This window comes from Hoeflea sp. 108 (assembly GCF_000372965.1).
GTDB lineage: Bacteria > Pseudomonadota > Alphaproteobacteria > Rhizobiales > Rhizobiaceae > Aminobacter.
Genome location: NZ_KB890024.1, coordinates 4,680,591 through 4,705,661 on the forward strand (window position 1 = coordinate 4,680,591; position 25,071 = coordinate 4,705,661).

The 25,071-nt window shown below is 63.7% G+C and carries 26 protein-coding genes; 8 read left to right on the plus strand and 18 right to left on the minus strand.

Annotated elements, in window-relative coordinates:
- The 6 genes from atpD to B015_RS0123280 form a co-directional block, all read right to left on the minus strand.
- Nucleotides 1-1,530, minus strand: a complete 1,530-nt coding sequence (gene atpD, locus B015_RS0123255) for a F0F1 ATP synthase subunit beta (RefSeq protein ID WP_026227631.1) — start codon at nt 1,528-1,530, stop codon at nt 1-3.
- 65 nt (nt 1,531-1,595) lie between these two features.
- Nucleotides 1,596-2,474, minus strand: coding sequence for a F0F1 ATP synthase subunit gamma (locus B015_RS0123260; RefSeq protein WP_018430149.1), 879 nt, complete (start codon nt 2,472-2,474; stop codon nt 1,596-1,598).
- A gap of 16 nt (nt 2,475-2,490) precedes the next feature.
- On the minus strand, nt 2,491-4,020 hold the full coding sequence (atpA, locus tag B015_RS0123265; protein ID WP_018430150.1) for a F0F1 ATP synthase subunit alpha: 1,530 nt from the start codon (nt 4,018-4,020) through the stop codon (nt 2,491-2,493).
- A complete protein-coding gene (locus tag B015_RS0123270) occupies nt 4,020-4,580 on the minus strand; it encodes a F0F1 ATP synthase subunit delta (protein ID WP_018430151.1) in 561 nt (186 codons plus the stop codon). Before B015_RS0123270 ends, atpA begins: the two co-directional genes overlap by 1 nt.
- A gap of 227 nt (nt 4,581-4,807) precedes the next feature.
- The gene (locus B015_RS0123275) at nt 4,808-5,203 is read right to left on the minus strand and encodes a DUF4345 family protein (protein ID WP_018430152.1); all 396 of its coding nucleotides are present in this window, start codon (nt 5,201-5,203) and stop codon (nt 4,808-4,810) included.
- A gap of 69 nt (nt 5,204-5,272) precedes the next feature.
- Nucleotides 5,273-5,977 carry an aspartate/glutamate racemase family protein gene (locus B015_RS0123280; protein ID WP_018430153.1) on the minus strand — a complete coding sequence of 235 codons (705 nt, stop codon included), beginning with the start codon at nt 5,975-5,977 and terminating at the stop codon, nt 5,273-5,275.
- 130 nt (nt 5,978-6,107) lie between these two features.
- Between B015_RS0123280 and B015_RS31475 the strand changes: the two genes are divergently transcribed.
- On the plus strand, nt 6,108-6,626 hold the full coding sequence (locus B015_RS31475) for a class I SAM-dependent methyltransferase (protein WP_018430154.1): 519 nt from the start codon (nt 6,108-6,110) through the stop codon (nt 6,624-6,626).
- 1 nt (nt 6,627) lies between these two features.
- On the opposite strand, the gene B015_RS0123290 is transcribed toward B015_RS31475, so the two are convergent.
- Nucleotides 6,628-8,811, minus strand: coding sequence for a primosomal protein N' (locus B015_RS0123290; RefSeq protein ID WP_018430155.1), 2,184 nt, complete (start codon nt 8,809-8,811; stop codon nt 6,628-6,630).
- Nucleotides 8,812-8,901: 90 nt separating this feature from the next.
- Between B015_RS0123290 and fsa the strand changes: the two genes are divergently transcribed.
- Nucleotides 8,902-9,555 (plus strand): fructose-6-phosphate aldolase, encoded by a 654-nt coding sequence (fsa, locus tag B015_RS0123295; RefSeq protein ID WP_026227632.1) that lies wholly within the window; start codon nt 8,902-8,904, stop codon nt 9,553-9,555.
- 61 nt (nt 9,556-9,616) lie between these two features.
- Here fsa and B015_RS0123300 read toward each other — a convergent pair whose 3' ends face one another.
- On the minus strand, nt 9,617-10,054 hold the full coding sequence (locus tag B015_RS0123300) for an Lrp/AsnC family transcriptional regulator (RefSeq protein ID WP_018430157.1): 438 nt from the start codon (nt 10,052-10,054) through the stop codon (nt 9,617-9,619).
- A gap of 132 nt (nt 10,055-10,186) precedes the next feature.
- On the opposite strand from B015_RS0123300, the gene B015_RS0123305 reads away from it, so the two are divergent.
- Nucleotides 10,187-11,086 (plus strand): DMT family transporter, encoded by a 900-nt coding sequence (locus B015_RS0123305; RefSeq protein WP_018430158.1) that lies wholly within the window; start codon nt 10,187-10,189, stop codon nt 11,084-11,086.
- Here the strand turns inward: B015_RS0123305 and B015_RS0123310 are convergent.
- Genes B015_RS0123310 through leuS form a run of 3 tightly spaced genes read right to left on the minus strand, consistent with a single transcriptional unit; the run spans nt 11,083 to nt 15,409 of the window.
- Entirely contained in the window at nt 11,083-12,216 is a 1,134-nt protein-coding gene (locus B015_RS0123310; RefSeq protein WP_018430159.1) for an AAA family ATPase, read from the minus strand. The genes B015_RS0123305 and B015_RS0123310 overlap by 4 nt on opposite strands.
- Nucleotides 12,217-12,240: 24 nt before the next feature.
- A complete protein-coding gene (gene lptE, locus B015_RS0123315; protein WP_018430160.1) occupies nt 12,241-12,804 on the minus strand; it encodes an LPS assembly lipoprotein LptE in 564 nt (187 codons plus the stop codon).
- Nucleotides 12,791-15,409 (minus strand): leucine--tRNA ligase, encoded by a 2,619-nt coding sequence (leuS, locus tag B015_RS0123320; RefSeq protein ID WP_018430161.1) that lies wholly within the window; start codon nt 15,407-15,409, stop codon nt 12,791-12,793. The genes lptE and leuS overlap by 14 nt, the downstream gene beginning before the upstream one ends.
- Nucleotides 15,410-15,552: 143 nt before the next feature.
- Here leuS and B015_RS0123325 point away from each other — a divergent pair, with 143 nt between their 5' ends.
- Nucleotides 15,553-16,215 carry a YggS family pyridoxal phosphate-dependent enzyme gene (locus B015_RS0123325; protein ID WP_018430162.1) on the plus strand — a complete coding sequence of 221 codons (663 nt, stop codon included), beginning with the start codon at nt 15,553-15,555 and terminating at the stop codon, nt 16,213-16,215.
- A gap of 80 nt (nt 16,216-16,295) precedes the next feature.
- Here B015_RS0123325 and B015_RS0123330 read toward each other — a convergent pair whose 3' ends face one another.
- From B015_RS0123330 to B015_RS0123340, 3 genes are all read right to left on the minus strand, one after another.
- Nucleotides 16,296-17,402, minus strand: coding sequence for a branched-chain amino acid ABC transporter substrate-binding protein (locus B015_RS0123330; RefSeq protein ID WP_018430163.1), 1,107 nt, complete (start codon nt 17,400-17,402; stop codon nt 16,296-16,298).
- A gap of 217 nt (nt 17,403-17,619) precedes the next feature.
- The gene (locus tag B015_RS31480; RefSeq protein ID WP_018430164.1) at nt 17,620-18,750 is read right to left on the minus strand and encodes a DUF2235 domain-containing protein; all 1,131 of its coding nucleotides are present in this window, start codon (nt 18,748-18,750) and stop codon (nt 17,620-17,622) included.
- A gap of 107 nt (nt 18,751-18,857) precedes the next feature.
- Nucleotides 18,858-19,130, minus strand: coding sequence for an usg protein (locus B015_RS0123340; RefSeq protein ID WP_018430165.1), 273 nt, complete (start codon nt 19,128-19,130; stop codon nt 18,858-18,860).
- A gap of 309 nt (nt 19,131-19,439) precedes the next feature.
- On the opposite strand from B015_RS0123340, the gene acs reads away from it, so the two are divergent.
- The gene (gene acs / locus B015_RS0123345) at nt 19,440-21,395 is read left to right on the plus strand and encodes an acetate--CoA ligase (RefSeq protein ID WP_018430166.1); all 1,956 of its coding nucleotides are present in this window, start codon (nt 19,440-19,442) and stop codon (nt 21,393-21,395) included.
- A 50-nt stretch (nt 21,396-21,445) separates the two neighbouring features.
- Here acs and B015_RS0123350 read toward each other — a convergent pair whose 3' ends face one another.
- On the minus strand, nt 21,446-21,778 hold the full coding sequence (locus B015_RS0123350; RefSeq protein ID WP_245262254.1) for an excalibur calcium-binding domain-containing protein: 333 nt from the start codon (nt 21,776-21,778) through the stop codon (nt 21,446-21,448).
- Between the two features lie 155 nt (nt 21,779-21,933).
- Between B015_RS0123350 and B015_RS0123355 the strand changes: the two genes are divergently transcribed.
- The 3 genes from B015_RS0123355 to B015_RS0123365 all read left to right on the plus strand — a co-directional run bounded on the left by B015_RS0123355 (nt 21,934) and on the right by B015_RS0123365 (nt 23,636).
- Nucleotides 21,934-22,758, plus strand: a complete 825-nt coding sequence (locus B015_RS0123355; protein ID WP_026227634.1) for a creatininase family protein — start codon at nt 21,934-21,936, stop codon at nt 22,756-22,758.
- Between the two features lie 118 nt (nt 22,759-22,876).
- Nucleotides 22,877-23,278, plus strand: coding sequence for a MerR family transcriptional regulator (locus tag B015_RS0123360; RefSeq protein ID WP_018430169.1), 402 nt, complete (start codon nt 22,877-22,879; stop codon nt 23,276-23,278).
- The gene (locus B015_RS0123365; protein ID WP_018430170.1) at nt 23,241-23,636 is read left to right on the plus strand and encodes a carboxymuconolactone decarboxylase family protein; all 396 of its coding nucleotides are present in this window, start codon (nt 23,241-23,243) and stop codon (nt 23,634-23,636) included. Before B015_RS0123360 ends, B015_RS0123365 begins: the two co-directional genes overlap by 38 nt.
- 300 nt (nt 23,637-23,936) lie before the next feature.
- Here the strand turns inward: B015_RS0123365 and B015_RS0123370 are convergent, their stop codons facing one another.
- The 3 genes from B015_RS0123370 to B015_RS0123380 all read right to left on the minus strand — a co-directional run bounded on the left by B015_RS0123370 (nt 23,937) and on the right by B015_RS0123380 (nt 24,984).
- Nucleotides 23,937-24,392 (minus strand): thermonuclease family protein, encoded by a 456-nt coding sequence (locus tag B015_RS0123370; RefSeq protein ID WP_018430171.1) that lies wholly within the window; start codon nt 24,390-24,392, stop codon nt 23,937-23,939.
- Nucleotides 24,393-24,436: 44 nt separating this feature from the next.
- Entirely contained in the window at nt 24,437-24,706 is a 270-nt protein-coding gene (locus tag B015_RS0123375; protein WP_018430172.1) for a PepSY domain-containing protein, read from the minus strand.
- Nucleotides 24,707-24,771: 65 nt separating this feature from the next.
- Nucleotides 24,772-24,984 (minus strand): DUF1674 domain-containing protein, encoded by a 213-nt coding sequence (locus B015_RS0123380; protein WP_026227636.1) that lies wholly within the window; start codon nt 24,982-24,984, stop codon nt 24,772-24,774.
- Between the last annotated feature and the right edge of the window lie 87 nt (nt 24,985-25,071).

The following is a 25,071-nucleotide window of genomic DNA, read 5'->3' on the forward strand; positions in this document are numbered from 1 at the left end:
TTACGCCGCTTCCGCAGCCAGGCGCTGGGCCTTCTCGATCGCCATGTCGATGCCGCCGACCATATAGAAGGCAGCTTCGGGCAGGTGATCGTACTCGCCTTCGACGAGGCCCTTGAAGCTCTTGATCGTGTCTTCGAGCGGCACGAGCTGGCCGGGCGAGCCGGTGAACACTTCGGCGACGAAGAACGGCTGCGACAGGAACCGCTCGACCTTACGGGCGCGGGCGACCGTGATCTTGTCCTCTTCCGACAGCTCGTCCATGCCCAGGATGGCGATGATGTCCTGCAGCGACTTGTAGCGCTGGAGAATTTCCTGGACGCGGCGGGCGACTGAGTAGTGCTCTTCGCCGACGATCAGCGGATCGAGCATGCGCGAGGTCGAGTCGAGCGGATCAACGGCCGGGTAGATACCCTTTTCCGAAATCGCGCGGTTGAGAACGGTCGTCGCGTCAAGGTGCGCGAACGACGTTGCCGGCGCCGGGTCGGTCAAGTCGTCGGCGGGCACGTAGATGGCCTGCACCGAGGTGATCGAACCCTTGTTGGTGGTGGTGATGCGTTCCTGCATCGCGCCCATGTCGGTCGCCAGCGTCGGCTGGTAACCCACGGCCGACGGAATACGTCCGAGCAGAGCCGACACTTCCGAACCCGCCTGGGTGAAACGGAAGATGTTGTCAACGAAGAACAGAACGTCCTGGCCCTGGTCGCGGAAATGCTCGGCGATGGTCAGACCCGAGAGAGCGACGCGAGCGCGGGCACCGGGCGGCTCATTCATCTGACCGAACACCAGGGCGCACTTCGAACCTTCGGTCGAGCCGTTGTTCTCGTGCGGGTCCTTGTTGACGCCCGACTCGATCATCTCGTGATAGAGGTCGTTGCCTTCGCGGGTGCGCTCGCCGACACCGGCGAACACCGAGTAACCACCGTGCGCCTTGGCGACGTTGTTGATCAGTTCCTGGATCAGAACGGTCTTGCCGACGCCGGCGCCGCCGAACAGGCCGATCTTACCGCCGCGGGCGTAGGGAGCCAGCAGGTCGACGACCTTGATGCCGGTGACCAGGATCTGCGCTTCGGTCGACTGGTCGACATAGGCAGGAGCTTCCTGATGGATGGCGCGGCGCGCCTTGGTCTTGACCGGACCGGCTTCGTCGACCGGCTCGCCGATGACGTTCATGATGCGGCCGAGCGTCTCGTCGCCGACCGGAACCATGATGGGCGAACCCGTATCGCTGACCGGCTGGCCGCGAACGAGACCTTCCGAGATGTCCATGGCGATGCAGCGGACGGTGTTTTCGCCGAGATGCTGCGCCACTTCGAGGATCAGGCGGTTGTCGCCGTTCATCGTCTCGAGCGCGTTCAGGATGGGCGGCAGTTCGCCATCGAAGTGAACGTCGACAACGGCGCCGATGACCTGGGCGACGCGGCCTGCCGCGCCCGAGGCGCTGACCTTGGCGGCAGCCGCCTTCGCAGGCGCCGCCTTCTTCACTGCCGGGGCCTTTTCCGCCGCCGCTTTCGGAGTAGCTGCTTTAGCCATCGTTGTAACCTCTGTGTCCGTTCCTTGTTTCACGCTGGACCGCCCTGCGGCGGGGCCCTGCGTGCCTAGAGCGCTTCGGCGCCCGAAATGATTTCGATCAGTTCCTTGGTGATCTGGGCCTGACGCTGGCGGTTGTACGTGATCGTCAGCTTGTTGATCATGTCGCCGGCGTTGCGCGTGGCATTGTCCATCGCGCTCATCTTGGCACCCATCTCACCGGCCGCATTCTCGAGCAGCGCACGGAAGATCTGCACCGAGATGTTGCGGGGAATGAGGTCGCCCAGGATCTCGTTAGGCTCAGGCTCGTACTCGTAGATGGCGCCCGAGGCCGACGTGTCGGCAGCTCCGGCAGCGGCAGCAGGGATGAGCTGCTGTGCCGTCGGGATCTGGCTGATCACCGACTTGAACTCCGAGTAGAACAGCGTGCAGACGTCAAAGGCGCCCTGGTTAAACAGGGTGATCACCTTCTTCGCAATCATGTCGGCATGAACGAAGCCGACCTGCTTGGCATCGCGCAACTCGACGCGATCGATGATCAGCGACGCGAAATCGCGGCGCAGGACATCGTAGCCCTTCTTGCCGACGGTGATGATCTTCACCGTCTTGCCCTGGCCCTGCAGCTTGCGGACGTGATCGCGAGCCAGACGAGAGATCTGGCTATTGAAACCGCCGCACAGGCCGCGCTCGGCCGTGCAGACGACGAGCAGGTGCACGTTGTCCTTGCCCGTTCCGGTCATCAGGGCCGGAGCTTCGCCATCATTGCCGACCGCCTGGGCGATGTTCGCGAGAACCGCACCCATGCGCTGCGAGTAGGGACGCGCGGCTTCCGCAGCTTCCTGGGCGCGACGCAGCTTCGCCGCGGCGACCATCTGCATCGCCTTGGTGATTTTCTGCGTCGCCTTGACCGAGGCGATGCGGTTGCGGAGGTCTTTTAGCGAGGCCATGCCTTATCCGTCAGTGTCAGGCGAAGTTTTTCGCGAACGTGTCGATGTGCGCCTTGAGCTTGCCGCGCAGGTCGTCGCTGAGCGCCTTCTCGGTGCGGATGCCGTCGAGGACATCCTTGCCTTCGGAGCGCATGTACGCCAGCAGACCCTGCTCGAACTTGCCGACCTTGTTGAGGGCCAGCTTGTCGAGGTAGCCGTTGACGCCGGCGAAGATCACCGTGACCTGCTCTTCAGTCTTGAGCGGCGAGAACTGCGGCTGCTTGAGCAGCTCGGTCAGACGCGCACCACGGTTGAGCAGACGCTGGGTAGCGGCATCGAGATCCGAACCGAACTGCGCGAAAGCAGCCATTTCGCGGTACTGCGCGAGCTCGCCCTTGATCGAGCCTGCAACCTGCTTCATCGCCTTGACCTGGGCCGACGAGCCGACGCGCGACACCGACAGACCGACGTTCACGGCAGGACGGATGCCCTGGAAGAACAGGTTGGTCTCGAGGAAGATCTGGCCGTCGGTGATCGAGATCACGTTGGTCGGGATGTAGGCCGACACGTCGTTGGCCTGCGTCTCGATGACGGGGAGAGCGGTCAGCGAACCGGCGCCGTTCTCGTCGTTGAGCTTCGCAGCGCGCTCGAGCAGACGCGAGTGCAGATAGAAGACGTCGCCCGGGTAAGCTTCGCGGCCCGGCGGGCGGCGCAGCAGCAGCGACATCTGGCGATAGGCGACAGCCTGCTTGGACAGATCGTCATAGGCGATCAGGGCATGCTGGCCGTTGTCGCGGAAGTACTCGCCCATGGCGCAGCCGGCGAACGGTGCCAGGAACTGCATCGGGGCAGCGTCCGAAGCGGTCGCAGCGATGATGATCGAATATTCGAGCGCGCCGCGCTCTTCGAGCACCTTCACGAACTGCGCGACGGTCGAGCGCTTCTGGCCGACTGCGACGTAGACGCAGAACAGCTTTTCCTTTTCCGGACCGGCGACATGGATCGCCTTCTGGTTCAGGATGGTGTCGAGGATGATGGCGGTCTTGCCGGTCTGGCGATCGCCGATGACCAGCTCGCGCTGGCCGCGACCGACCGGGATGAGCGCGTCGATGGCCTTGAGGCCGGTCGACATCGGCTCATGCACCGACTTGCGGGGGATGATGCCGGGAGCCTTGACGTCGACCCGGCGACGCTCGGCTGCAACGATAGGGCCCTTGCCGTCGATCGGGTTGCCAAGGGCGTCGACCACGCGGCCGAGCAGACCAGGACCGACCGGCACGTCGACGATGGCGCCGGTGCGCTTGACGGTGTCGCCTTCCTTGATGTCGCGGTCGGCGCCGAAGATAACCACGCCGACATTGTCGCTTTCGAGGTTCAGCGCCATGCCACGGATGCCGCCCGGGAACTCGACCATCTCGCCCGCCTGGACGTTGTCGAGACCATAGACGCGGGCGATACCGTCACCCACCGACAGAACCTGACCGACTTCGGAAACTTCGGCTTCCTTGCCGAAATTCTTGATCTGGTCTTTCAGAATTGCGGAGATTTCCGCGGCGCGGATGTCCATCAGCCGACCTCTTTCAGTGCAAGCTTGAGCGAATTGAGTTTGGTTTTGAGCGACGTATCGATCTGGCGCGAGCCCATCTTGACGATGAGGCCGCCGAGCAGCGACGGATCGACCGAAACGGAGATCGCGACGTCCTTGCCGGCAACGCTCTTCAGCGCCGTCTTGAGCTCGGTCTGCTGGGCTGCCGTCAGCTCGTGCGCCGACGTCACCTCGGCGGAAACCTCGCCACGATGCTCGGCGGCGATCTTGCGGAAGGCCGCAATCATGCCAGGCAGAGCAAACAGGCGACGATTGCGCGCCACGAGACGAAGGAAATTGCCCGCGAGGCCAGTGATCTTGGCCTTGTCGGCGATAGCCGAAATCGCCTTTTCCTGCTCTTCGCCGGAGAACACCGGGCTCTTGATCAGGCGGTCGAGATCGGCGCTGCCTTCCAGCAGGGCGGAAAAGGCACCGAGATCGGCTTCGACCTTGGCAACGGCATTGGATTCAAGCGCAAGCTCAAACAGCGAGCCTGCATAGCGCTCAGCAACACCGGAGATTGGCGAGGAAGATTGGGTCACGGACCGTCTTTTCTCTTGTCTGACAGGCCGCAAGATTATTGGCGCGAGCGTGAGACTCCGGCTAAATCTTTGACCTTACTGCGTTTTTTGACCCCGGAGCTAGCGACAGCCGCATCCCCCCGGCCGAAAGTCGATTGCCGTCTAGCACAGGCTTTTGAGGACCGCAACACGTCCTCTAACAGGCTCATCGGGCACTATTGTCGCATCCTGGGGATGAATCTGCCGATTCACGGCCAGAAGCCGAAAACGAAGCCCAGAGGCAGGGCCGCCAACGCCAGTTCGATAACGATAGCCACCCAATTATAGGGCGTGTTGGCGCCATCGGACATCATCGCCACGATGCGGCCGAAGGCAGTGAACAGCCAGGACACGCCGAGCGCGATGTAAAGCCAAGGCTGGGCCAGCAAAATCGTGCACAGACCGACGCCAAGGAAGAAGCCGGCCATGGTCGCCCGCCCCTGCGCAATGGCTTCGGGATTGTCGGGCCGTGCCTGGAGCCGAAGAATGCGGAACGCGATTCTCGGCGCGAAAAACAGGATGGCGCCGAACAGCAGCGTCGCAACGGCCGAGCTCCAGGCCAGCCATTCGCCCTGGCTGACCGGCCACGGAAAGGTAAATGCCATTGGATTGTCCCCCGACGGTTGCTGGCGTGAATTTACCCGAGCGCCCGGCAGGCGCAACAGGCGCCGGTATCAGGCGAGCGCAAAATCGACGGCGGCAGTTGCGTGTATTGCGGTGGTATCGAAGACCGGGATATCGAAATCATCCCGGCCGATCAGCATGGTGATCTCGGTGCAGCCCATGATCAGCCCGTCTACGTCGCGGCCCTCCGGCGCGCTGCGCAATCGCTCGACCTCCTGGAGGTAAGCCGCCTTGGACTCGGGCTTGACCACGCCCCGCACCAATTCCTCATAGATGATGCGATGGACGATCTCGCGCCCCGCCTCGTCAGGAACCGTGGCGACGATCCCATGCCCATCCGCGAGCCTGCCCCGGTAGAAGTCCTGCTCCATTGTGAAGCGCGTCGCCAACAGCAAAGGCCTGGAGACGCCTGAAGCCTTCATCGCCTCGGCGGTGGCGTCGGCGATGTGGATCAGTGGAACGGACACCCTTGCCTGGATGTCGTCGGCCATGCGGTGCATGGTGTTGGTGCAGATCACCAGGGCCTCAGCGCCCGCCTGCTCAAGGGTGCGGGCCGCCTCGACCATCATGTCGGTCGCTCCCGCCCAGTCATCCGCATGCTGGCGCTCGGCGATCTCCGCGAAATCGAACGACCACAGCAAAAGCTTGGCCGAGTGCAGCCCACCGACGCGGCGGCGGACCTCCTCGTTGATCAAGCGATAGTAGATCGCCGTCGATTCCCAGCTCATGCCGCCAATAAGGCCGATTTTCCGCATCTTTTCCCCGCCGACAACAGGTGATTGCCAAGGAGTCTGGGCGATAGCACGACACCTCATGCGGGGATATAGCCTCGCCGCTCGTGCCGTCATACGCTGTTGGCGGCTGCCGAGGGGAGGACTTGGCCTGATGACCGTTCCCGAACGCATATCCTGGGCCCTGTCGCATCTTGGCTTCGAACCTGTGGATCGCCTGCTGGAAGTCGGGTGTGGCCGCGGCGTCGCGATTGCGATGATTGCCCAAAAACTTGGCGACGGTCACGTCGTCGGGCTTGACCGCTCCGACAGCGCGGTAAAGGCGGCGAAGGAGCGGAACGTCGACGCCATTGCCTCGGGCAAGGTGGAGATCGTGGAGTCCACGCTCGCCGACTACACCGCCGAGGCCGGTCGCTTCGACAAGGTCTTCGCCATCAACGTCAACCTGTTCTGGCTCGAGGCGATGCGCGAGCTGGCCGTGCTGAAGCCGATGCTTGCTCCCGGCGGCGGGCTGTTCCTGTTCTTCGAACCGCCCGGCATCAGTCAGATCGAGACCATCAGGCGCGCCGTCGAGATCAGGCTGAAGGGTGCCGGCTATTTGGTCGACGAGGTCGTCGCTGGCCCGACGCCGAACACGCCGCTTCTGGGCATCATTGCCCGGCCGGCGAACTGAGCTACAGGAAACTCTGCGGGTCGATATCGACCTGCACGCGCACTGAGCCGCGGACCTTGGGCCCTTCTGAAAGCATCGCCTTGATGTAGCCCTGGATGTCCGCCTTGCGGTCGGCCTGGACAAGCAGGCGGAAACGGTGACGCCCGCCGACCATTGCAAGCGGTGCTTCGGCCGGTCCCAGCACATGCACATCCTGCGCAACCTTGGCGGCACGGCGCAGGCCGCGCGCATGGCTCTCCGCCTCAGCCCGCGTCGCGGCACTGACGATGACGCCAGCTAGCCTGCCGAAAGGCGGCAACGCCGCGCGTTCACGCTCATTGATCTCGCGGTCGTAGAAGGCCTCCGAATCGCCCGAGACAATCGCCCGCATGACGGGATGGTCGGGCTGGAACGTCTGCAGCAGGCCAAGGCTCTTCTTGCCGGTGCGGCCGGCGCGGCCCGTCACCTGCGACAGCAGCTGATAGGTGCGTTCTGCGGCGCGTGGGTCGCCATTGGCGAGGCCCAAATCGGCATCGACCACGCCGACCAGCGTCATGTTCGGAAAGTTGTGGCCCTTTGCGACGAGCTGCGTGCCAATGACGATGTCGGCCTCGCCATTAGCAATGGCTTCCAGCTCGAGCCTGAGCCGCTTCACGCCGCCAAGCATGTCCGACGACAAGACGATGGTGCGGGCCTCGGGGAAATGATGAACCACCTCCTCGGCGATGCGCTCGACACCGGGGCCGCAGGCGACCAGGTGATCGAAGGTGCCGCATTCCGGGCAGGCTTCGGGCCGTTTCTCGTTGTGGCCGCAATGGTGGCAGACGAGCTGGCCGCGAAAGCGGTGCTCAACCAGCCAGGCCGAGCACACCGGGCAGCCGAAACGATGGCCGCAGACCCTGCACAGCGTCAGCGGCGCATAGCCGCGCCGGTTGAGGAACAGCAGCGACTGCTCTTGCCGGCCGAGGTTCTCGCGCATCTTGCCGAGCAGGACGGGCGACAGGAAGCCGCCACGTGCCGGCGGCGACCGGCGCATGTCGATGGTGGCGAGATGCGGCAGCGCTGCTTCGGCAAAGCGCGCCGACAGCACGGTGCGGCGATACTTGCCCTGCTCGGCATTGACCCGGCTCTCGACCGATGGCGTGGCCGACGCCAACACCACGGGGAAGCCGCCGATATGGGCGCGCACCACGGCCATGTCGCGGGCGTTGTAGAAAACACGGTCCTCCTGCTTGTAGGCGGGGTCGTGCTCTTCATCGACGACGATAAGGCCAAGCTCCTTGAACGGCAGGAACAGCGCCGAACGCGCCCCGGCGACGACGCGAACGCCACCCTCCGCCACCTGGCGCCAGACGCGTTCGCGCATGCGCGGCGGCAGGTCAGAATGCCATTCCGCCGGCTTGGCGCCGAAGCGGTTCTGGAAACGTTCGAGAAAGGCCTGGGTCAGCGCGATCTCCGGCAACAGGATCAGCACCTGCTTGCCCTTGTCGAGCGCTGCCGCCACGGCCTCGAAATAGACCTCGGTCTTGCCTGAGCCGGTGACGCCATCGATTAGGCTGACGCCGAAGCGGTCGGCTGCCACCAGTTCGCGCAGATCCTGGGCGGCCGCCTGCTGTTCGCCAACGAGCTCTGCCGTCGCGTAGGACGTGTCGGGCGCCGCCACCACCGGGCGCGGTGGGATCATCACCGTTTCGAACACGCCCTGCGCCTTGAGCCCGTCGACGACGGTCGACGACACGCCGGCCGCATGCGCCAGGCCCGAGCGCGTCCAAGCCATGCCGTCATTGGCCATCTCGAGCACGCGCTCGCGCGCCGAGGTCATCCGGTCCGGGCTCGCCTCGGTGCGCACGATGCCTTCCGTCCATGGCTCGGGATCGAAGGCCTCCGGCGCCCGCAGGATCATGCGCGCCACCATGCCAGGGGGCGAGATCGTGTATTGGGCTACCCAGTCGACCAGACGCCGCATATCGGCATTGACAGGCGGGCAGTCGAAGACATGGGCGATCGCCCGCAGCTTTTTCGGGTCAACGGCCTCTACCGGCCCATCCCAGACGATGCCGGCGACTTCGCGCGGCCCCAGCGGCACGCGCACGATCGAACCGGGCACGACATCCATGCCTTCGGGGACTGCATAGGAGTACGCCCGCTCGGCCGGCATCGGCACGAGCACGGGTGCGGCCCTTCTTGTTGGCGAATCGGCGGTCATGACGCGTGACCTTGCCCCGAACTTGGTTTAGAGCAAAGGCCGACACGTGCCGTGCCCCAGCGGCATGCTTCCATTGCCAAGGAGACCACCATGAAGTTTTTCGTCGACACCGCCGACGTCAAGGACATCCGCGAGCTCAATGAGCTCGGCCTGCTCGACGGCGTCACCACCAACCCGTCGCTGATCCTCAAGTCCGGCCGCAACATCGCCGAAGTGACCAAGGAAATCTGCGACATCGTCGACGGCCCGGTCTCCGCGGAAGTGGCTGCCACCGAATATGCCGAGATGATGAAGGAAGCTGCGGTTCTGTCGAAGATCGCCGACAACATCTGCATCAAGGTGCCGCTCACCCTCGACGGCCTCAAGGCCTGCCGCGCCCTGACCTCGGAAGGCCGCATGGTCAATGTTACACTGTGCTTCTCCGCCAACCAGGCACTCCTCGCCGCCAAGGCCGGCGCCACCTTCATCTCGCCCTTCATTGGCCGTCTCGACGACATGGCTGTCGACGGCATGGAGCTGATCGCCGAGATCCGCCACATCTATGACAACTACGGCTTCGACACCGAGATCCTCGCGGCCTCGATCCGCTCGACCGAGCACGTCAAGCGCGCCGCCCTCATCGGCGCCGACGTCGCCACCATCCCGCCGGCAACGCTGAAGGCGCTGGTCAAGCACCCGCTGACCGACAAGGGCCTCGAGATGTTCCTGGCCGACTGGGCCAAGACCGGCCAGAAGATCGGCTGATCCTTTTCGTTAAGACGACCAAAGCCGGCGCCCCCAGCGCCGGCTTTTTCGTATCTGCAGTTCACAGAAGCGGCGGCAGACGCCGCTTGACCGGCTGCGCCTTGACGATCGAGCTGCTCGTCTCCGCCTTGTCGGCGATGCGGTCCAGAATCTTGTCGAGTTCGTCGATGGAACGGATGTGCAGCCGCGCGACGAAGCAATCGTCGCCCGTCACCTTGTCGCATTCCGAGAATTGCGCGATCTGCTGGATCAGGTCCTGCACCACATGCAACTTTCCGGGCAGCGGCCTGATGCGGACGATCGCCTGCAAGGTGTAGCCGAGGGCTGCGGGGTCCACCTCGATGGTGAAGGCGCGGATGACGCCCCGCTCCTCCAGCCGCTTCAGCCGCTCCGATGCGCTCGGCGACGACAGGCCGACGCGTTGGGCAAGGTCCTTGAGCGAAATCCTGGCATCCTCGACCAGGATTTCGACGATGCGCCTGTCGAGGTCGTCAAGCATTTTTCGCTCCTGAGCCAAGATGGGAGAACCACCTTACATTGTTAGGCTATTCCGGGCAAATGGCTGCGCCGACTCATATATTTCCGCAGTCTCCCTGCGCACAATACGCCTCATTCAGCAAGGAGCAGGAACATGACGGACCAGACGCGCGGTACGATCGAAATGACCGCGGCAATGGTGATCTCAGGCACGATCGGACTGTTTGTCGTCCTCTCCGGCCAGCCCGTCATGTCGGTGGTGTTCTGGCGCTGCGCCTTCGGGACGCTCACCCTGCTGGCCATCTGCGCCGGGCTCGGCCTGTTTCGCCCTGACATCGTCTCTCGCAGGCAGATCGTCTATGCCATCATCGGCGGCGTGGCCATCGTCGCCAACTGGGTATTGCTCTTCGCCGCTTTTCCGCGCGCCTCGATCTCCATCGCAACCGCCGTCTACAACACCCAGCCTTTCATGCTGGTGGCGCTCGGTGCGCTGCTCTTCGGCGAGCGCATCACGTTGGCCAAGCTGGGCTGGCTGCTGGTGGCCTTCGCCGGCATGCTGATGATCGTCCAGGGAAAGTCGGGCACGGCCCATGTCGGCACGGACTATCTGGGCGGCATCCTGCTCGCCCTCGGTGCCGCCTTCTTCTACGCCATAGCCGCGATCGTGGCGAAGAAGCTGAAGGGCGTGCCGCCGCATCTGATTGCACTGATCCAGGTCGCGGTCGGTGTCGTCATGCTGGCGCCCTTCGCCAATCTCGCCAACCCGCCGGTCGATATTGGCAGCTGGGCGCTCCTCGTGACCATCGGCGTCGTCCACACCGGCCTGATGTACATCCTGCTGTACGGCGCGATCCAGAAGCTGCCGACCAATCTGGTCGGCGCTCTGTCTTTCATCTATCCGGTAGTGGCCATCGCCGCCGACTACATCGCCTTCGGCCAGCGCCTGCAGCTTCTGCAACTGGCCGGCGCTGCCGCGATCCTGCTTGCCGCCGCGGCGATGACGTTGGGCTGGACGTTCACGCGACGTCGGGTCGCCTGGCACGAAGCCGGTTAATCCTCGTCGTCTGGCATCTCACCTGTGATGCGCATTCCCTCGATGCTGGTCGCGCCTTCGTTGCGCACCACGGTGAGCGGCCGCGCCCCGGTGCGATCACGAACAAGGTCGGCCAGTTCGCGCGAATGGGTGACGATCCAGACCTGTGTCCGCTCGGCCGCCTTGGCGATCATTTCGGCCAGCGCCGGCATCATGCGCGGATGCAGGCTCGCCTCGGGCTCGTTCAGCGCAATCAGCTTCGGCAAGCGATAGGACAACAGCGCCCCGGCAAGCGCCAGGAACCTGATCTGTCCGTCCGACAACTCTTGCGGCCTGAACACGCGCTGCGGAAACTCCGGCAACACCAGTCCGAAAGTGGCTGTTTCCTCGGGCACGGGCACGACGAGTTGCGCCCCGCCCAGCGCCTCGGCGATGCAGCGATCGAGATCAACGGTGTCTTCGCGAATGTGCTTCAGCGTCGCGAACACGGCGGCAAGGTTGGCGCCATCCTCGTCGAGCATCGGCGACGTCGTTGCCAGCGCTGGTCGGCGCACCGGCGAATCGGCGTCGGTGCGGAAGCCATGATAGAAGCGCCAGCCGCTGACTGCGGCGCGCATGTCGCCGACCTCGGGGTAGCGCCCTGCCCCACCCAGCAGCGCCAGTGCCGTCTCAGAGTTCAGCACGCGCTCTGGATGTTCCACCCGACGTCCGTCGGCGTCGCGGGCATAAATCGTCTGGCCCTTGCGCGACATCATCTCGACCGGGCGCCGCCCTGCCTCGACGCTGAGCGTCTCTTCCTTGAGGTGGGGTTCGAAGGCAAAGCCGGCCGAAACAGGCGGTGGCAAACCGATCTCGACCTTGTAGGCGTAACATGCCGCCGTCTCGTCATCGAGGAACGCAGCATCGATGATGACGCGCACCGGTTGTCCCACCCGCCGCTTGCCCGACCACAAGGCCGAACTCATGCCGCCCTCGCCGGCAATCTCGCGAGCGAGCGTGCCTTCGGCCGAAGCCTTGATGAGCTGGAGCGCGCGATAGAGGTTGGACTTGCCGACGCCGTTTTCGCCAACGAAGACGGCGACCTGGCCGATATCAAGCCGGATCGAACGAAGCGACCGATAGCCGGCGGCTGAAAACGAGGTCAGCCGCATCGACCGCTCCGCTTCATAACGGCCCTAGCGCTTGGTCATTTCCTGGGCGATGGCGAGCCGCAGCAGTTCGGCCAGCTCACGCGCCGCACGGTTTTCCGCATCGCGCTGGGCCCGCATGTTGGCGTATTCCTGGCGCGGCCGGTCATAGGACGACGTCACGCTGCGCCTGCCGCTGGCCACGACCTTGGCCGTCTTGATGTCGGTCACGGCATAGGTGCCCGTCAGGGTCACTGTGCCTGCGGTCGGCTCGTCGTCCTTGCTCGTCACCTGGGCGAGAAGCGACGACTCCGTCAGCGACGCGACCGAAAGGTCCATCGAATAGGATGCTGTGGCCGGCTGCCCTGCCCCGCCATTGAACATGAAGATCAGATGGTTGCGGACTTCCTGGCCGTAACGCGTGTTGACCGGCTTGATGTTGATCGAAGCGAGCTGCGTTGCCGTTCCGGCCTCGACGCCCGCCGATGCCGGTCCGTCCGAATAGAGCGGGCGGACCGTGCAGGCCGAAGCGAGCACGATGGAAGAAAGCAACGCGACGCGCGCGACAGCACGCAACGAACCGTTGGACTTACGCGCCTCAGGCAACGACATTGACGATCCTCTGCGGCACAACGATCACCTTGCGCGGCGACTTACCATCCAGCGCCTTCTGCACTGCTTCCAGTGCCAGCGCCGCTTTTTCGACGGTCAATTGATCTGCGTCGCGGGCAATTGTCAAATCCGCCCGCTTCTTGCCGTTGATCTGAATCGGGTACGTGATTTCGTTGTCGACGATCAGTGCCGGATCGAATGTCGGCCACGGCCTGTCAGCAACCATTCCCTCACCGCCGATCGACGTCCAGCACTCTTCCGCCAAATGCGGCATCATCGGCGCGATCATCACGATCAGGATGTCGACCGCCTCGCGCAGCGCCGAAACCATCTCGACCGAAGCCTTGCCTGCAGCCGCATCGGCCAGCGGAGCCTGCAGCGTGTTGCTCAGCTCGTAGATGCGCGCGACGGCCTTGTTGAAGGCCAGCTTGCCGATGTCCTCGCCGACCGCCTTCAGCGCCTTGTGCGCCGCCTTGGAGACCGCTGCGGCATCGCCGTCATGCGCGGCCTTCGGCTCGGCCTTGGCCAGCACGTCTGCCGATTCGGAGATCAGGCGCCAGACGCGCTGCACGAAACGGTGGGCGCCTTCGACGCCGGCCTCGGTCCAGATGACGTCGCGCTCGGGTGGCGAGTCCGACAGCATGAACCAGCGGGCCGTATCGGCGCCGTAGCTGGCGATGATGTCGTCGGGGTCGACCACGTTCTTCTTCGACTTCGACATCTTCTCGATCGAGCCGATCTCGATGGGCGTGCCGTTGGAGAGCAGCGCCGCGCGGCGCTTTCCATCGACTTCCTCGATCTTGATCTCGGCCGGCGTGACCCAGCCGTTCGGACCCTTATAGGTCTCGTGCACGACCATGCCTTGCGTGAACAGCCCCTTGAACGGCTCGGCCAGATTCAGATGGCCGGCCTCGCGCATGGCCCGAGTGAAGAAGCGCGAATAGAGCAGGTGCAGGATCGCATGCTCGATGCCGCCGATATACTGGTCGACCGGCAGCCACTCGTTGGCGGCCTTCGGATCGGTCGGCTCGTTCTCCCACGGTGCGGTGAAGCGCGCGAAATACCACGACGAATCGACGAACGTGTCCATCGTGTCGGTCTCGCGGCGTGCATCCTTGCCGCATTTCGGGCAGGCGACATGGCGCCAGGTCGGATGACGGTCAAGCGGATTGCCCGGACGGTCGAACTCGACATCGTCAGGCAGCTTGACCGGCAGGTCGGCCTTTGGCACCGCCACCACGCCGCAATCGTCGCAGTGGATCATCGGGATCGGGCAACCCCAGTAACGCTGGCGCGAAATGCCCCAGTCACGCAGGCGGAACTGCACCTTGCGCTCGCCCATCGGTCGGTTGCCGATCGAGATCTGCTCGAGACGGGTGGCGACGTCGTTGAACGCGTCCTTCGGCTTCATGCCATCGAGGAAGCGCGAATTGATCATCACGCCGTCGTCGGTATAAGCCTCCTCGGTGACCTGGAAGGTCGCGGCATCGCCGCCTTCCGGCATCACCACCGGAACCACCGGCAGACCATACTTGTTGGCGAAATCGAGGTCGCGCTGGTCCCCAGACGGGCAGCCGAAGATGGCGCCCGTGCCGTAGTCCATTAAAACGAAGTTCGCGACATAGACCGGCAGCGTCCAGCTCGGATCGAATGGATGGACGACGCGGATGCCGGTGTCCATGCCCTTCTTCTCGGCGGTCTCGAGCGCTGCGACCGACGTGCCCATGCGGCGCACGTCTTCCATGAAGGCGGCGAGCTCGGGCTTGCTCTCGGCAGCCTTCTTGGCCAGCGGATGGTCGGCCGAGATCGCCATGAACGAGGCGCCGAAGATCGTGTCCGGACGCGTCGTATAGACTTCCAGCTCGCTCTCGCCAGCGGGTGCCGTACCTTCAGCCAGCGGCCAGCGGATCAGCAGGCCTTCCGAGCGGCCGATCCAGTTGCGCTGCATCAGCTTGACCTTCTCGGGCCACTCGTCGAGGCCATCGAGCGCATCGGACAGGTCCTGCGCGAAATCGGTGATCTTGAAGAACCACTGCGTCAGCTCGCGCTGTTCGACCAGCGCGCCCGAGCGCCAGCCGCGTCCGTCGATCACCTGCTCGTTGGCGAGCACGGTCATGTCCTCTGGGTCCCAGTTGACCTTCGAGGACTTGCGCGTCACCAGGCCCTTCTCGACGAAGTCGATGAACAGCATCTGCTGGCGGTGATAATAGTCGACGTCGCAGGTCGCGAACTCGCGGCTCCAGTCGAGCGACAGGCCCATCGACTTCAGCTGCGTTCGCATCGTGTCGATGTTCTGGTAGGTCCACGCCTTGGGGTGGACCTTGTTCTGCATCGCCGCGTTTTCCGCAGGCATGCCGAAGGCGTCCCAGCCCATCGGGTGCAGCACGTTGCAGCCCAGCGCCCGGCGATAGCGCGCCACGACGTCGCCCATCGTGTAGTTGCGGACGTGGCCCATATGGATGCGGCCCGACGGATAGGGGAACATCTCGAGCACGTAGTACTTCGGCCGTGGATCGTCGTTCACGGTCTCGAAGAGCTTTGCGTCGGCCCAGGCCTTCTGCCATTTGGGTTCGGACGCGCGCGGATTGTATCGTTCGGTTGCCATCGGATGTTTTTCACTTAAAAGCGTGCGTGGACCGGGGCGAAAACCCGCGGTTCAGGAAATCGTTGCCGGGTGTTCATCATGGATTCCCGGACCCGTCAACTCCGGCAGCCCGGGGGCGGGCAAAAAGCAGCAGGGCCAGCGGCATGGAAAACTCGGTCGAACAGCTAACGCTGGTGAAGCATAAGATAGGTGCGGCCGAGCGCGAAGCCAACAGGCAGGACGGATCGGCAACGCTCGTCGCGGTCTCCAAGACCTTCGACGCCGAGCACATTCGCCCCGTCATCGAAGCCGGCCAGCGCGTTTTTGGCGAAAACCGCGTCCAGGAGGCGCAGGGCAAGTGGCCGGCGCTGAAGGCCGAATTCTCCGACATCGATCTCCACCTCATCGGCCCGCTCCAGTCCAACAAGGCCAAGGAGGCGGTCGCCCTGTTCGACGTCATCGAAACCGTCGACCGTGAGAAAATCGCCGCCGAGCTTGCCAGGGAAATCGAGCGCCAGGGCCGCGCCCCGAAACTCTATGTCCAGGTCAACACCGGCTCCGAGCCGCAGAAGGCCGGAATCGAGCCGCGCGAGGCGGTGGCCTTCGTCAAGCGCTGTCGCGAGATCCACGGCCTCGCCATCGAAGGCCTGATGTGCATCCCGCCGGCCGAAGAAAACCCGGGTCCGCATTTCGCCCTGCTTGCGAAGCTGGCGCGCGAAGCCGGCGTCGAAAAACTGTCGATGGGCATGTCTGGCGACTATGAGCTGGCAGTTGCATTCGGCGCCACCAGTGTTCGTGTCGGCTCGGCGATCTTCGGAACACGCTGAGCAGCGCCTGGCCAGCAACAATTGGGCAACAAAAAAGCCGGAGCTTTCGCCCCGGCCCTTTCCAGACAAGTCGCTCAGGCTTATTCGGCCGCGACGATCTTGCCGCCTTCCCACTTGAACAGCGAGAAGCTCGGCGAGGTCAGGTCGCCGGTTTCGCCATAGGTCAGGTTGCCGATGGCGGTGGCGATCGGCTCGCCCGACTTCAGTGCCGTGGCGACTGCCGCCGTGTCGTCGGCCTTGCCGGCCTTCTCGATACCGGCCTTCAGCACTTCGACCGCGGCGTAGGCATTGAGCGTGAAGGCTTCGGCCGGAATGCCCTTGTCCTTCAGAATCTTGACAGCGTCGGCCGAGGCCGGGTTCTTCAGCGCATCGGAAGCGTTGGTGAACAGCGTGCCGGCCGCAGCTTCGTTGCCGATCGCCCAGAACTCGGTGTTCGACAGGCCCTCGCCGCCGATGATCACGGCGTTGACGCCGCCATCCTTGAGCTGGCGGGCCAGCAGGCCGCCCTCGGGGTGGTAGCCGCCGAAGTAGATCACGTCGACATTGTCGGCCTTGAGGCGCGTGACGAGTGCCGACAGGTCCTTCTCACCTGGGGTGAGCGAGTTGTACTGCACTTCCGTCACGCCACCCTTGTTCAGCGCTGCCTTGAAGGCATCGGCCAGACCCTTGCCGTAGGTACCCTTGTCGTGAACGACCGCGATGCGCTTGTCCTTGAGGTTCTTGAGCACATAGGCGGCAGCCACCTCGGCCTGCTGGTCGTCGCGGCCGCAAGTGCGCAGCACGTTGGTCAGGCCGCGGTTGGTCAGGTCAGGCGCCGTCGCGGTCGGGGTGACCATCAGGATGCCGTTCTCGGCAAAAACGTCCGAAGCCGGAATTGCCACGCCCGAAGTGACCGGACCGACGACGTATTTCACGCCTTCGCCGACCAGAAGGTTGGCCGCCGAAACACCCTGCTTGGGATCGCCAGCGTCGTCGGCGAGCTTCAGCACGATCTTCTCGCCAAGGATGCCGCCCTTTTCGTTGATGGCGTCGACCGCCGCCTGGGCGCCGTTCTTGACCTGATCGCCATAGGCGGCCACCGGGCCGGTGAGCGGGGCGACGAGGCCGATGGTGATGTCGGCGCGCGCCGCCGAACCGAAGGCAACCAGCGCAGCGAGCGAGACGCCCGCGAGGATTTTCAAGTTCATGGTTTTCTCCCTTTGACCGCCACTCCCAACGGGTGCGGCGGAAGTTCCGAGCCGAGCGCCGCATGGGACGCATGTGCGCTCTGACACTTACGCATCGCCCAATCGCCGGGCCGATGCACTGCATCGGGCAATACCCTCCCGGCGTTCCGGCTGCAATCGGCCCAGCCGTCGAGAACAGGCTTTTGATTTGTGCCAGCAGCGCTCCTGCTGACAAGAGCTAGCCGAAATAGTGGCTTACACGCGGGTGCCGCCTGAGCGGCTCGGGCCGGTAGGATAGCGCATAATCGTCGAAGCGACGCTCGATATTGGCGCACAGCCTGTCGAGATCCTGGGCCTTGCCGCGCACCGTGCGCTCGCCGGGCAGCCAGAAGATGCCGAGGCCGGTGCGCTCGTCATGGACCTCGCCAAGCACCTTGCCATCGAGGTCGACCGCTATCGGGAAGTCGAGGCCCGACAGGACGCGGAGCCGGTCGACCATCCAGCCGAGGCTGAGCAGGGCAAGGCGGTCGTCGTCGGCATAACCGCCGCCAATGTCGGAATGCACGCCGGGAAACCAGCATTGCTCGATGACCTGGCCGGCGGTACGGCTTTCGGCATCGGGGTCGGCCCACAGCACCGGCGCAAACGTCTTGCGATTCTCGTCGACCGACAATGCGTGCAGACCGACCGGCACGCGCGTCGACAGTTCGTTATCGTGGAACTCGTGCTGGTACGGATTGACCACGTTCATGATGCCTGGCAGGCCGAGCGCCCGCACCGTATCGAACACGCCGATGACATCGGGCACCACGGCCTGCCCGGCATACCGGGCGGCGAAATCCGCGCCGGCTTTCCGTCGCTCCGAACTGTTCTTGATCTTGTAGGCCTTGACGGCCTCCTCCGCGATCGCCCGTCGCCTGATCGCCCCTGGTCCGGTTTCGTCGCGTGAAATCGGCGCGCCCTTGTCGGTCATGGCGATGCCGCAGACCGAAAGCACGCCGCCGACGCAGCGGGCGGTGTAGGCGCCGCGGGAAAATCCGAACAGCCCGATCTTCATGCCAGGGCGCCATTCCCGCAGCAGCGCCTCGTAGCAATCGACGATGTTGGCGGTGATGCCCCAGCCAGTGGCCTTGCTCCAGAGGTTGCGCAAGGTGCGCGTCCAGTCCCATTCGCCCTCTTCCGGCGCGCCGAGCCCGGCATCGTAGAAGGCCCTGATGCCCGGCCTGCCGTCGATGGCCGAATACATCTGGAAGACATTGGTGTTCTTGAAGTGCTGGTCGCCTATCTGCTCGACCTCGTCGGCCCTGACGCCGCGCTGGCCGGTGCCGTCTGAAAAGACCAGAACCCAAGCATCGCTTGTCTGAGACATGCCGCCTTCCCCCGATTGCCAGCCCGCCACATCAGGATGTTAGCATGCCGACAGGGCGACATGCGCCTGCCTGCGGTCAACTGGGTTAATCGGGGTTGGAGACGGCCTCAGTGCAGCACGAACTCGCCGTCGACTCTGCGCCACTCGTTGGGAGCAATCAGCTTGCGGTGGGTGTAATGCACCGAATGCAGCGGCCCCTCCAGCTTGGCCCGCCAGAACTCGATGAAGCCGAACAGGATCGGGAATTTCGGCGCCAGATCGTAGTCTTGCCAGATGTAGGTCTGCAGCACATGAGGATGGTCGGGCAGATGATAGAGGATTTCGGCCGTGGTTAGGCCGTAGCCCTTGAGCATAAGTTCCAGTTCAGAAGCGTCGCGCATTGCAAGCCTTCCGTGTCGAACAGCTCCTCCACGGCACAACTCTGCGCCGCAGCAGTTAACCGTCTGCTAAATCAACGAAAATCGTATATGATAGTTCCAAGAAATCAGCAGTTTAGCACTCGACCGAAGGCAGTGCTGATCGCTATATAGCGGCGGCGATTTGCCGCTGCGGAAAGACCGCGGCCAAATCCAAGGTCTAATATTGTGGCGAGGCGCGAATTGATAATAATGCGCGCCAACGCGGCTCCAGTGCCGCCGTCCGCCGGCCACAAGGAGCCGCGGGATCGTTTCCGGGAGGAAGGGAGAGAAATGTCCGAAGTCCGTGTCCACCGCGTCCAGCCGGCGTGGAAGAAGAATGCGCTGATCGACAACGACACCTACCTGAAATGGTACGGCGAGAGCGTCAAGAACCCCGACAAGTTCTGGGGCAAGCACGGCAAGCGCATCGACTGGTTCAAACCCTACACCAAGGTCAAGAACACCTCCTTCACCGGCAAGGTCTCGATCAAGTGGTTCGAGGACGGCCTGACCAACGTCTCCTACAACTGCATCGACCGCCACCTGAAGAAGCGCGGCGACCAGACCGCCATCATCTGGGAAGGCGACAACCCCTACGACGACAAGAAGATCACCTACAACGAGCTCTACGAGCATGTCTGCCGTCTTGCCAACGTGATGAAGAAGCACGGCGTCAAGAAGGGCGACCGCGTCACCATCTACATGCCGATGATTCCTGAAGCGGCTTATGCGATGCTTGCCTGCACGCGTATCGGCGCCATCCATTCGATCGTCTTCGGCGGCTTCTCGCCAGACGCGCTCGCCGGCCGCATCGTCGACTGCGAATCGACCTTCGTCATCACCGCCGACGAGGGTCTGCGCGGCGGCAAGGCCATTCCGCTCAAGGAAAACACAGACAAGGCAATCGACATTGCCGCCAAGCATCATGTCATGGTCAAGGACGTGCTGGTGGTGCGCCGCACCGGCGGCAAGATCGGCTGGGCGCCGGGCCGCGACCACTGGTATCACGACGAGGTTCGTTCGGTGAAAGCCGAATGCAAGCCCGAGAAGATGAAGGCCGAGGATCCGCTGTTCATCCTCTACACGTCGGGTTCGACCGGCAAGCCGAAGGGCGTGTTGCACACGACAGGCGGCTATCTCGTCTACGCCTCGATGACCCATCAGTATGTCTTCGACTACCATGACGGCGACATCTACTGGTGCACGGCCGATGTCGGTTGGGTCACCGGCCACAGCTACATCGTCTATGGCCCGCTTGCCAATGGCGCTACCACGCTGATGTTCGAGGGCGTGCCCAACTACCCGTCCGCCTCGCGTTTCTGGGACGTCGTCGACAAGCACAAGGTCAACATCTTCTACACCGCCCCCACCGCCATCCGCGCCTTGATGGGCGCCGGCGACGACCATGTGAAGAAGACTTCGCGCAAGTCGCTGCGCGTTCTGGGTTCGGTCGGCGAGCCAATCAATCCGGAAGCCTGGGAGTGGTATTACAACGTCGTCGGCGACAAGAAAGTGCCGATCGTCGATACCTGGTGGCAGACCGAAACAGGCGGCATCCTGATCACGCCGCTGCCGGGCGCCACCGACCTCAAGCCGGGCTCGGCGACACGGCCGTTCTTCGGCGTGGTTCCCGAACTGGTCGACAACGAGGGCAAGGTGCTCGAGGGTGCGGCCGACGGCAACCTCTGCATCACCGACTCCTGGCCAGGCCAGATGCGCACCGTCTATGGCGACCATGAGCGCTTCATCCAGACCTACTTCTCAACCTACAAGGGCAAGTACTTCACCGGCGACGGCTGCCGCCGCGACGACGACGGCTACTACTGGATCACCGGCCGCGTCGACGACGTGATCAACGTCTCCGGCCACCGCATGGGTACGGCGGAAGTCGAGTCGGCGCTGGTCAGCCACGACAAGGTCTCGGAAGCCGCCGTCGTCGGCTACCCGCACGACATCAAGGGCCAGGGCATCTACAGCTACGTCACGCTGATGTCCGGCATCGAGGCCACCGAGGACCTGCGCAAGGAACTCGTCGCCCATGTCCGCAAGGAGATCGGCGCCATCGCCTCGCCCGACAAGATCCAGTTCGCGCCAGGCCTGCCCAAGACCCGCTCAGGCAAGATCATGCGTCGCATTCTCCGCAAGATCGCCGAGGACGATTTCGCAGCACTCGGCGACACCTCGACGCTGGCCGATCCGGCTGTGGTCGACGACCTGGTCGCCAACAGGCAAAACAAGAAAGCCTGACGAACACGCTCTCCCCCGCGTCATCGATGCGGGGGATTTTGCTTCCGGCATCAACAGCCGATCCGGTCGCGCAACTGATCGACCAGTTCCTTGGACGGGCAGACGTTCTCGCAAGGAATGCCATCATTGTCGGCATCGGCGCGCCGATAGCCGTTGCACCACAACTCGACAGCCTCGGCGCATGAACTAACCTGCTTGCAGCTTCGAGCCTGGGCCAGCACAACAGGCAGGCCGTTTGAACGGTCCAATTCCATGCGCGCCGCAGAACCCGTTTCCATCGATGTGATCAGAAGAAATCCAAGGATCGGCGCGATCCGCATGCACGTCTGAAGCAATTTCATCCCCCAAAAGCCCGGCACACGATAGCCCTGAGGTTCGCTCAATCAAAGCCGCGCGGCGCCAATCCTCGGCCGGCGATCTGCACCCGCCCAACAGGCCTCACCTTATCTGGTCCAACGCCTTCTCCGGCGCGCCCATTGACAACATTGCATATTGGAAAAATATTTTCCTATACGATAATTTCCAAAGGAGTTGCCGGATGGCACGAGAAGTTGAGTGGGCACGGATGACCGCGCCGGACCTGCGCGAGATCGCGGCGCGCGGCAACGCCATGGCGATCCTGCCTGTCGGCTCGCTGGAGCAGCACGGCCCTCATCTGCCTGTCATCACCGACACCGCCAGCGCCGAAGCGGCAGCCCGGCGCGCGGCGCGCTTGATCGCCGATGACGTGCCGCTGGCCGTGCTTCCCGGCCTGTGGCTCGGCATGAGCGAGCACCACCTGCCTTTCGGCGGCACGATCAGCCTCGACTACACCGCCTATTTCCATGTGCTGAAGTCGATCGTCCGGTCGCTGAAGGCCATCGGCTTCGAGCGCCTCCTGATCGTCAACGGTCATGGCGGCAACATCGACCCGCTGGCGATGTCGACGCGCGAACTGGCGGTCGAGTTCGCCATGCCCATCGTCTACACGACGCCCTGGATGCTGGCGCCCGAGGAAACGGCGGCGCTGTTTGAAACCGACAACGGCCCCAAGCACGCTTGCGAGGGCGAGGCTTCGGTGATGCTGGCGATTTCTCCCGACACGGTGAAATCGGACAAGTTCGAGGAGGCCTTCACCGCCGAGGCCGGCAAGCGCGAGGCGCCCGACGGCGCGCACCGCTTCTACTCGTTCTCCGAACGCGCGCCCAACACCGGCACATGGGGCGTTCCGGCCAAGGGCACGGTTGAGAAAGGCGAGCTCTTCCTCGACCTGCACGCCAGGGAACTGGCCAAGCTGATCGTCGATCCGATCCTGTGGACCCGACCGGATCCCGTCTGGAGAGCAGGACGCGGCCTCGGCACGCGCGACGGCCGCGCCGACTGACAATCCACACACGCAGCCGCGCTTGGATGGCGCTCGCCGCGTCTTCTGAAAACGGCCTTGACTTAGAGTGCGCTCGAACACCTAGCATCGCGAGCGTCGTAACGAGACAAGGTTGACTATGAAGATCGGCGAGCTTGCCAGGCGCAGCGGTTTGACCGCCTACACCATCCGCTACTACGAGCAGATCGGCTTGTTGCCTGTCGCCGACAAGGATGCATCGGGGCAGCGCGACTACGATGCCTCGATCCTCTCCTGGATCGAGTTCCTCGGTCACCTCAAGACCACCGGCATGCCGATCCGCGAAATGCTGCGTTATGCAGCTCTTCGACAGATGGGGCCGGCCACCGACGCCGAGCGATGCGCCCTGCTCGAAACACACCGCGACAAGGTGCGGGCGCATATCGCCGACCTCCAGTCTAACCTCCTCGTTCTCGACGCCAAGATTGCCGGCTATGGCGACGCAGAAAAAAGGATCGAGACCAATGGACATCAGCAACGAAAGCCGCTTCGAGCGCGGTAAGCGCGCCCTGGCTGAGATCGATGGCGAAGGCGGGCAGAAGGTCGTGGATTCGCTGGCCGACATCGCGCCCGATTTCGCCCGCTACATCATCGAGTTCCCGTTCGGCGACATCTACTCGCGCCCCGGCCTCGACCTCAGGTCGCGCGAGATCGCGACGATCGCAGCACTGACCGCGCTCGGCAACGCCGCCCCGCAGCTCAAGGTCCATATCCAGGCCGGGATCAATGTCGGACTCAGCCGCGACGAGATCGTGGAAACCATCATGCAGATGGCCGTCTATGCCGGGTTCCCGGCCGCGCTCAACGGCCTGTTCGCCGCCAAGGAGGTGTTTCATGGGGAACACAGCCTGGCCGCATAATCGGCCAAGCAATCGGTAGTGTGCATGTCGCACTTGCACATTCGACAAAAGCACCCCACCTTGGGCTTGTGTTCAACGAACTGAAAGGAGGTGATCCGATGTCGAGTGATTTCGTTTTCCAGAACGTGGCCTCAGCGGATTGCCCTTTCGGGAAGCAGTCTTCCCGTTAAGGCGCGAGAAGCGCGGCTGGTGACCCATCGGGTTGCAGCCTGAGCCGCGCCATGGACGGAAACACGGAAAGGCCGCACCTTCGCAAGAAGGGCGGCCTTTTTCTTTGACCGAACCGCTGAAGACGGCCGCTCAGCCGCACCAGCCTGCGCGCTTGCCGCCGCCATATGGACGCACAAGGCCACCCTTGAGCATGGCCGCACCGATTGCAGCACCTGTCTCGGTGCTGACGTCGGCCAGCACGCGACCGTAATATTTGGCGCTGCCGATGTTGGTCAGGCTGACGGCGCGTTCGGCGACGAGGTCCGCCAGCGCGGAGCGCGCCATGAGCGCCGCGTCGCGCTCCGCCTGGCAACGGCTCTTCATCTCGGGCGCGTCGATACCGCGGATGCGGACGTTGACGCGCAGTGTCTGCCCCGGCCAGATTTCGGCGTCGGCAACAAACGTATCGCCGTCGAGCACTTCGACCACCTGCGCGCTGACCGGGCCTGCGAAGTTCTGACCGCGCTTGGCTTGCACATCCGGCGGCACCAGCGGGGTAACCGCCAGCGCAGCAGCAGCCAAACTCTTGAACGGACGATAATCCATTCAAGGTATTTATTCCTACAGGATGGAGTTTGCAATCACAGGCATCAAAGCCTGGGTTCACCGGTCACCGCATCGATCTTGATTTCGACCTTGGCCTTGTCTGTCGTGTAGTAGACGATGTCGTAATAGCCGTCCGTACTCCAGTCCACTTCCGAGACATAGCGGAACTGGCTGCGCTGCTCGATCCTGGCGATGATTTCGGAAAGCTTCAGCGACTTCTCCGCCGGCATGGGCGGCTCCTTGGTCTGCGCCTGAACCTGCGTCGCCACAAACAGCGCCACGATCAGCGCCGCAAGGATCGTCGATTTCATCATGACCGTCCCCTCCTTCGCTTGCGAGGAGGAGAACGAACGACCCTGCCTTCGGTTCCGTCCGACGCTCAGAAGTCGCTGGTCAGTCCCTTGATTTCCCAGTCGCCGTAGCGCCCCGGCTCCTTGCCGCCGCGCCCGCCTATCTCGCGGGGCCGCTTCGCCTCATCCGCCCTATAGGCTTCACGGCGTGCTTCCGCCTCCGCCAGGGCACGCCTGGCGGCAGGCGAAAGCTCCTTCGGCGCCGGCGTTTCCGGAATGGTCTCTGGCTTGGCGTCGCTCATGGGAATCCTGCAAAGATGATTGAAACGGGGCCTGCCCTTGCCCATCATATAGCGAAGGCCAGCGTGATCTGCACCCCCTCGCGCGGC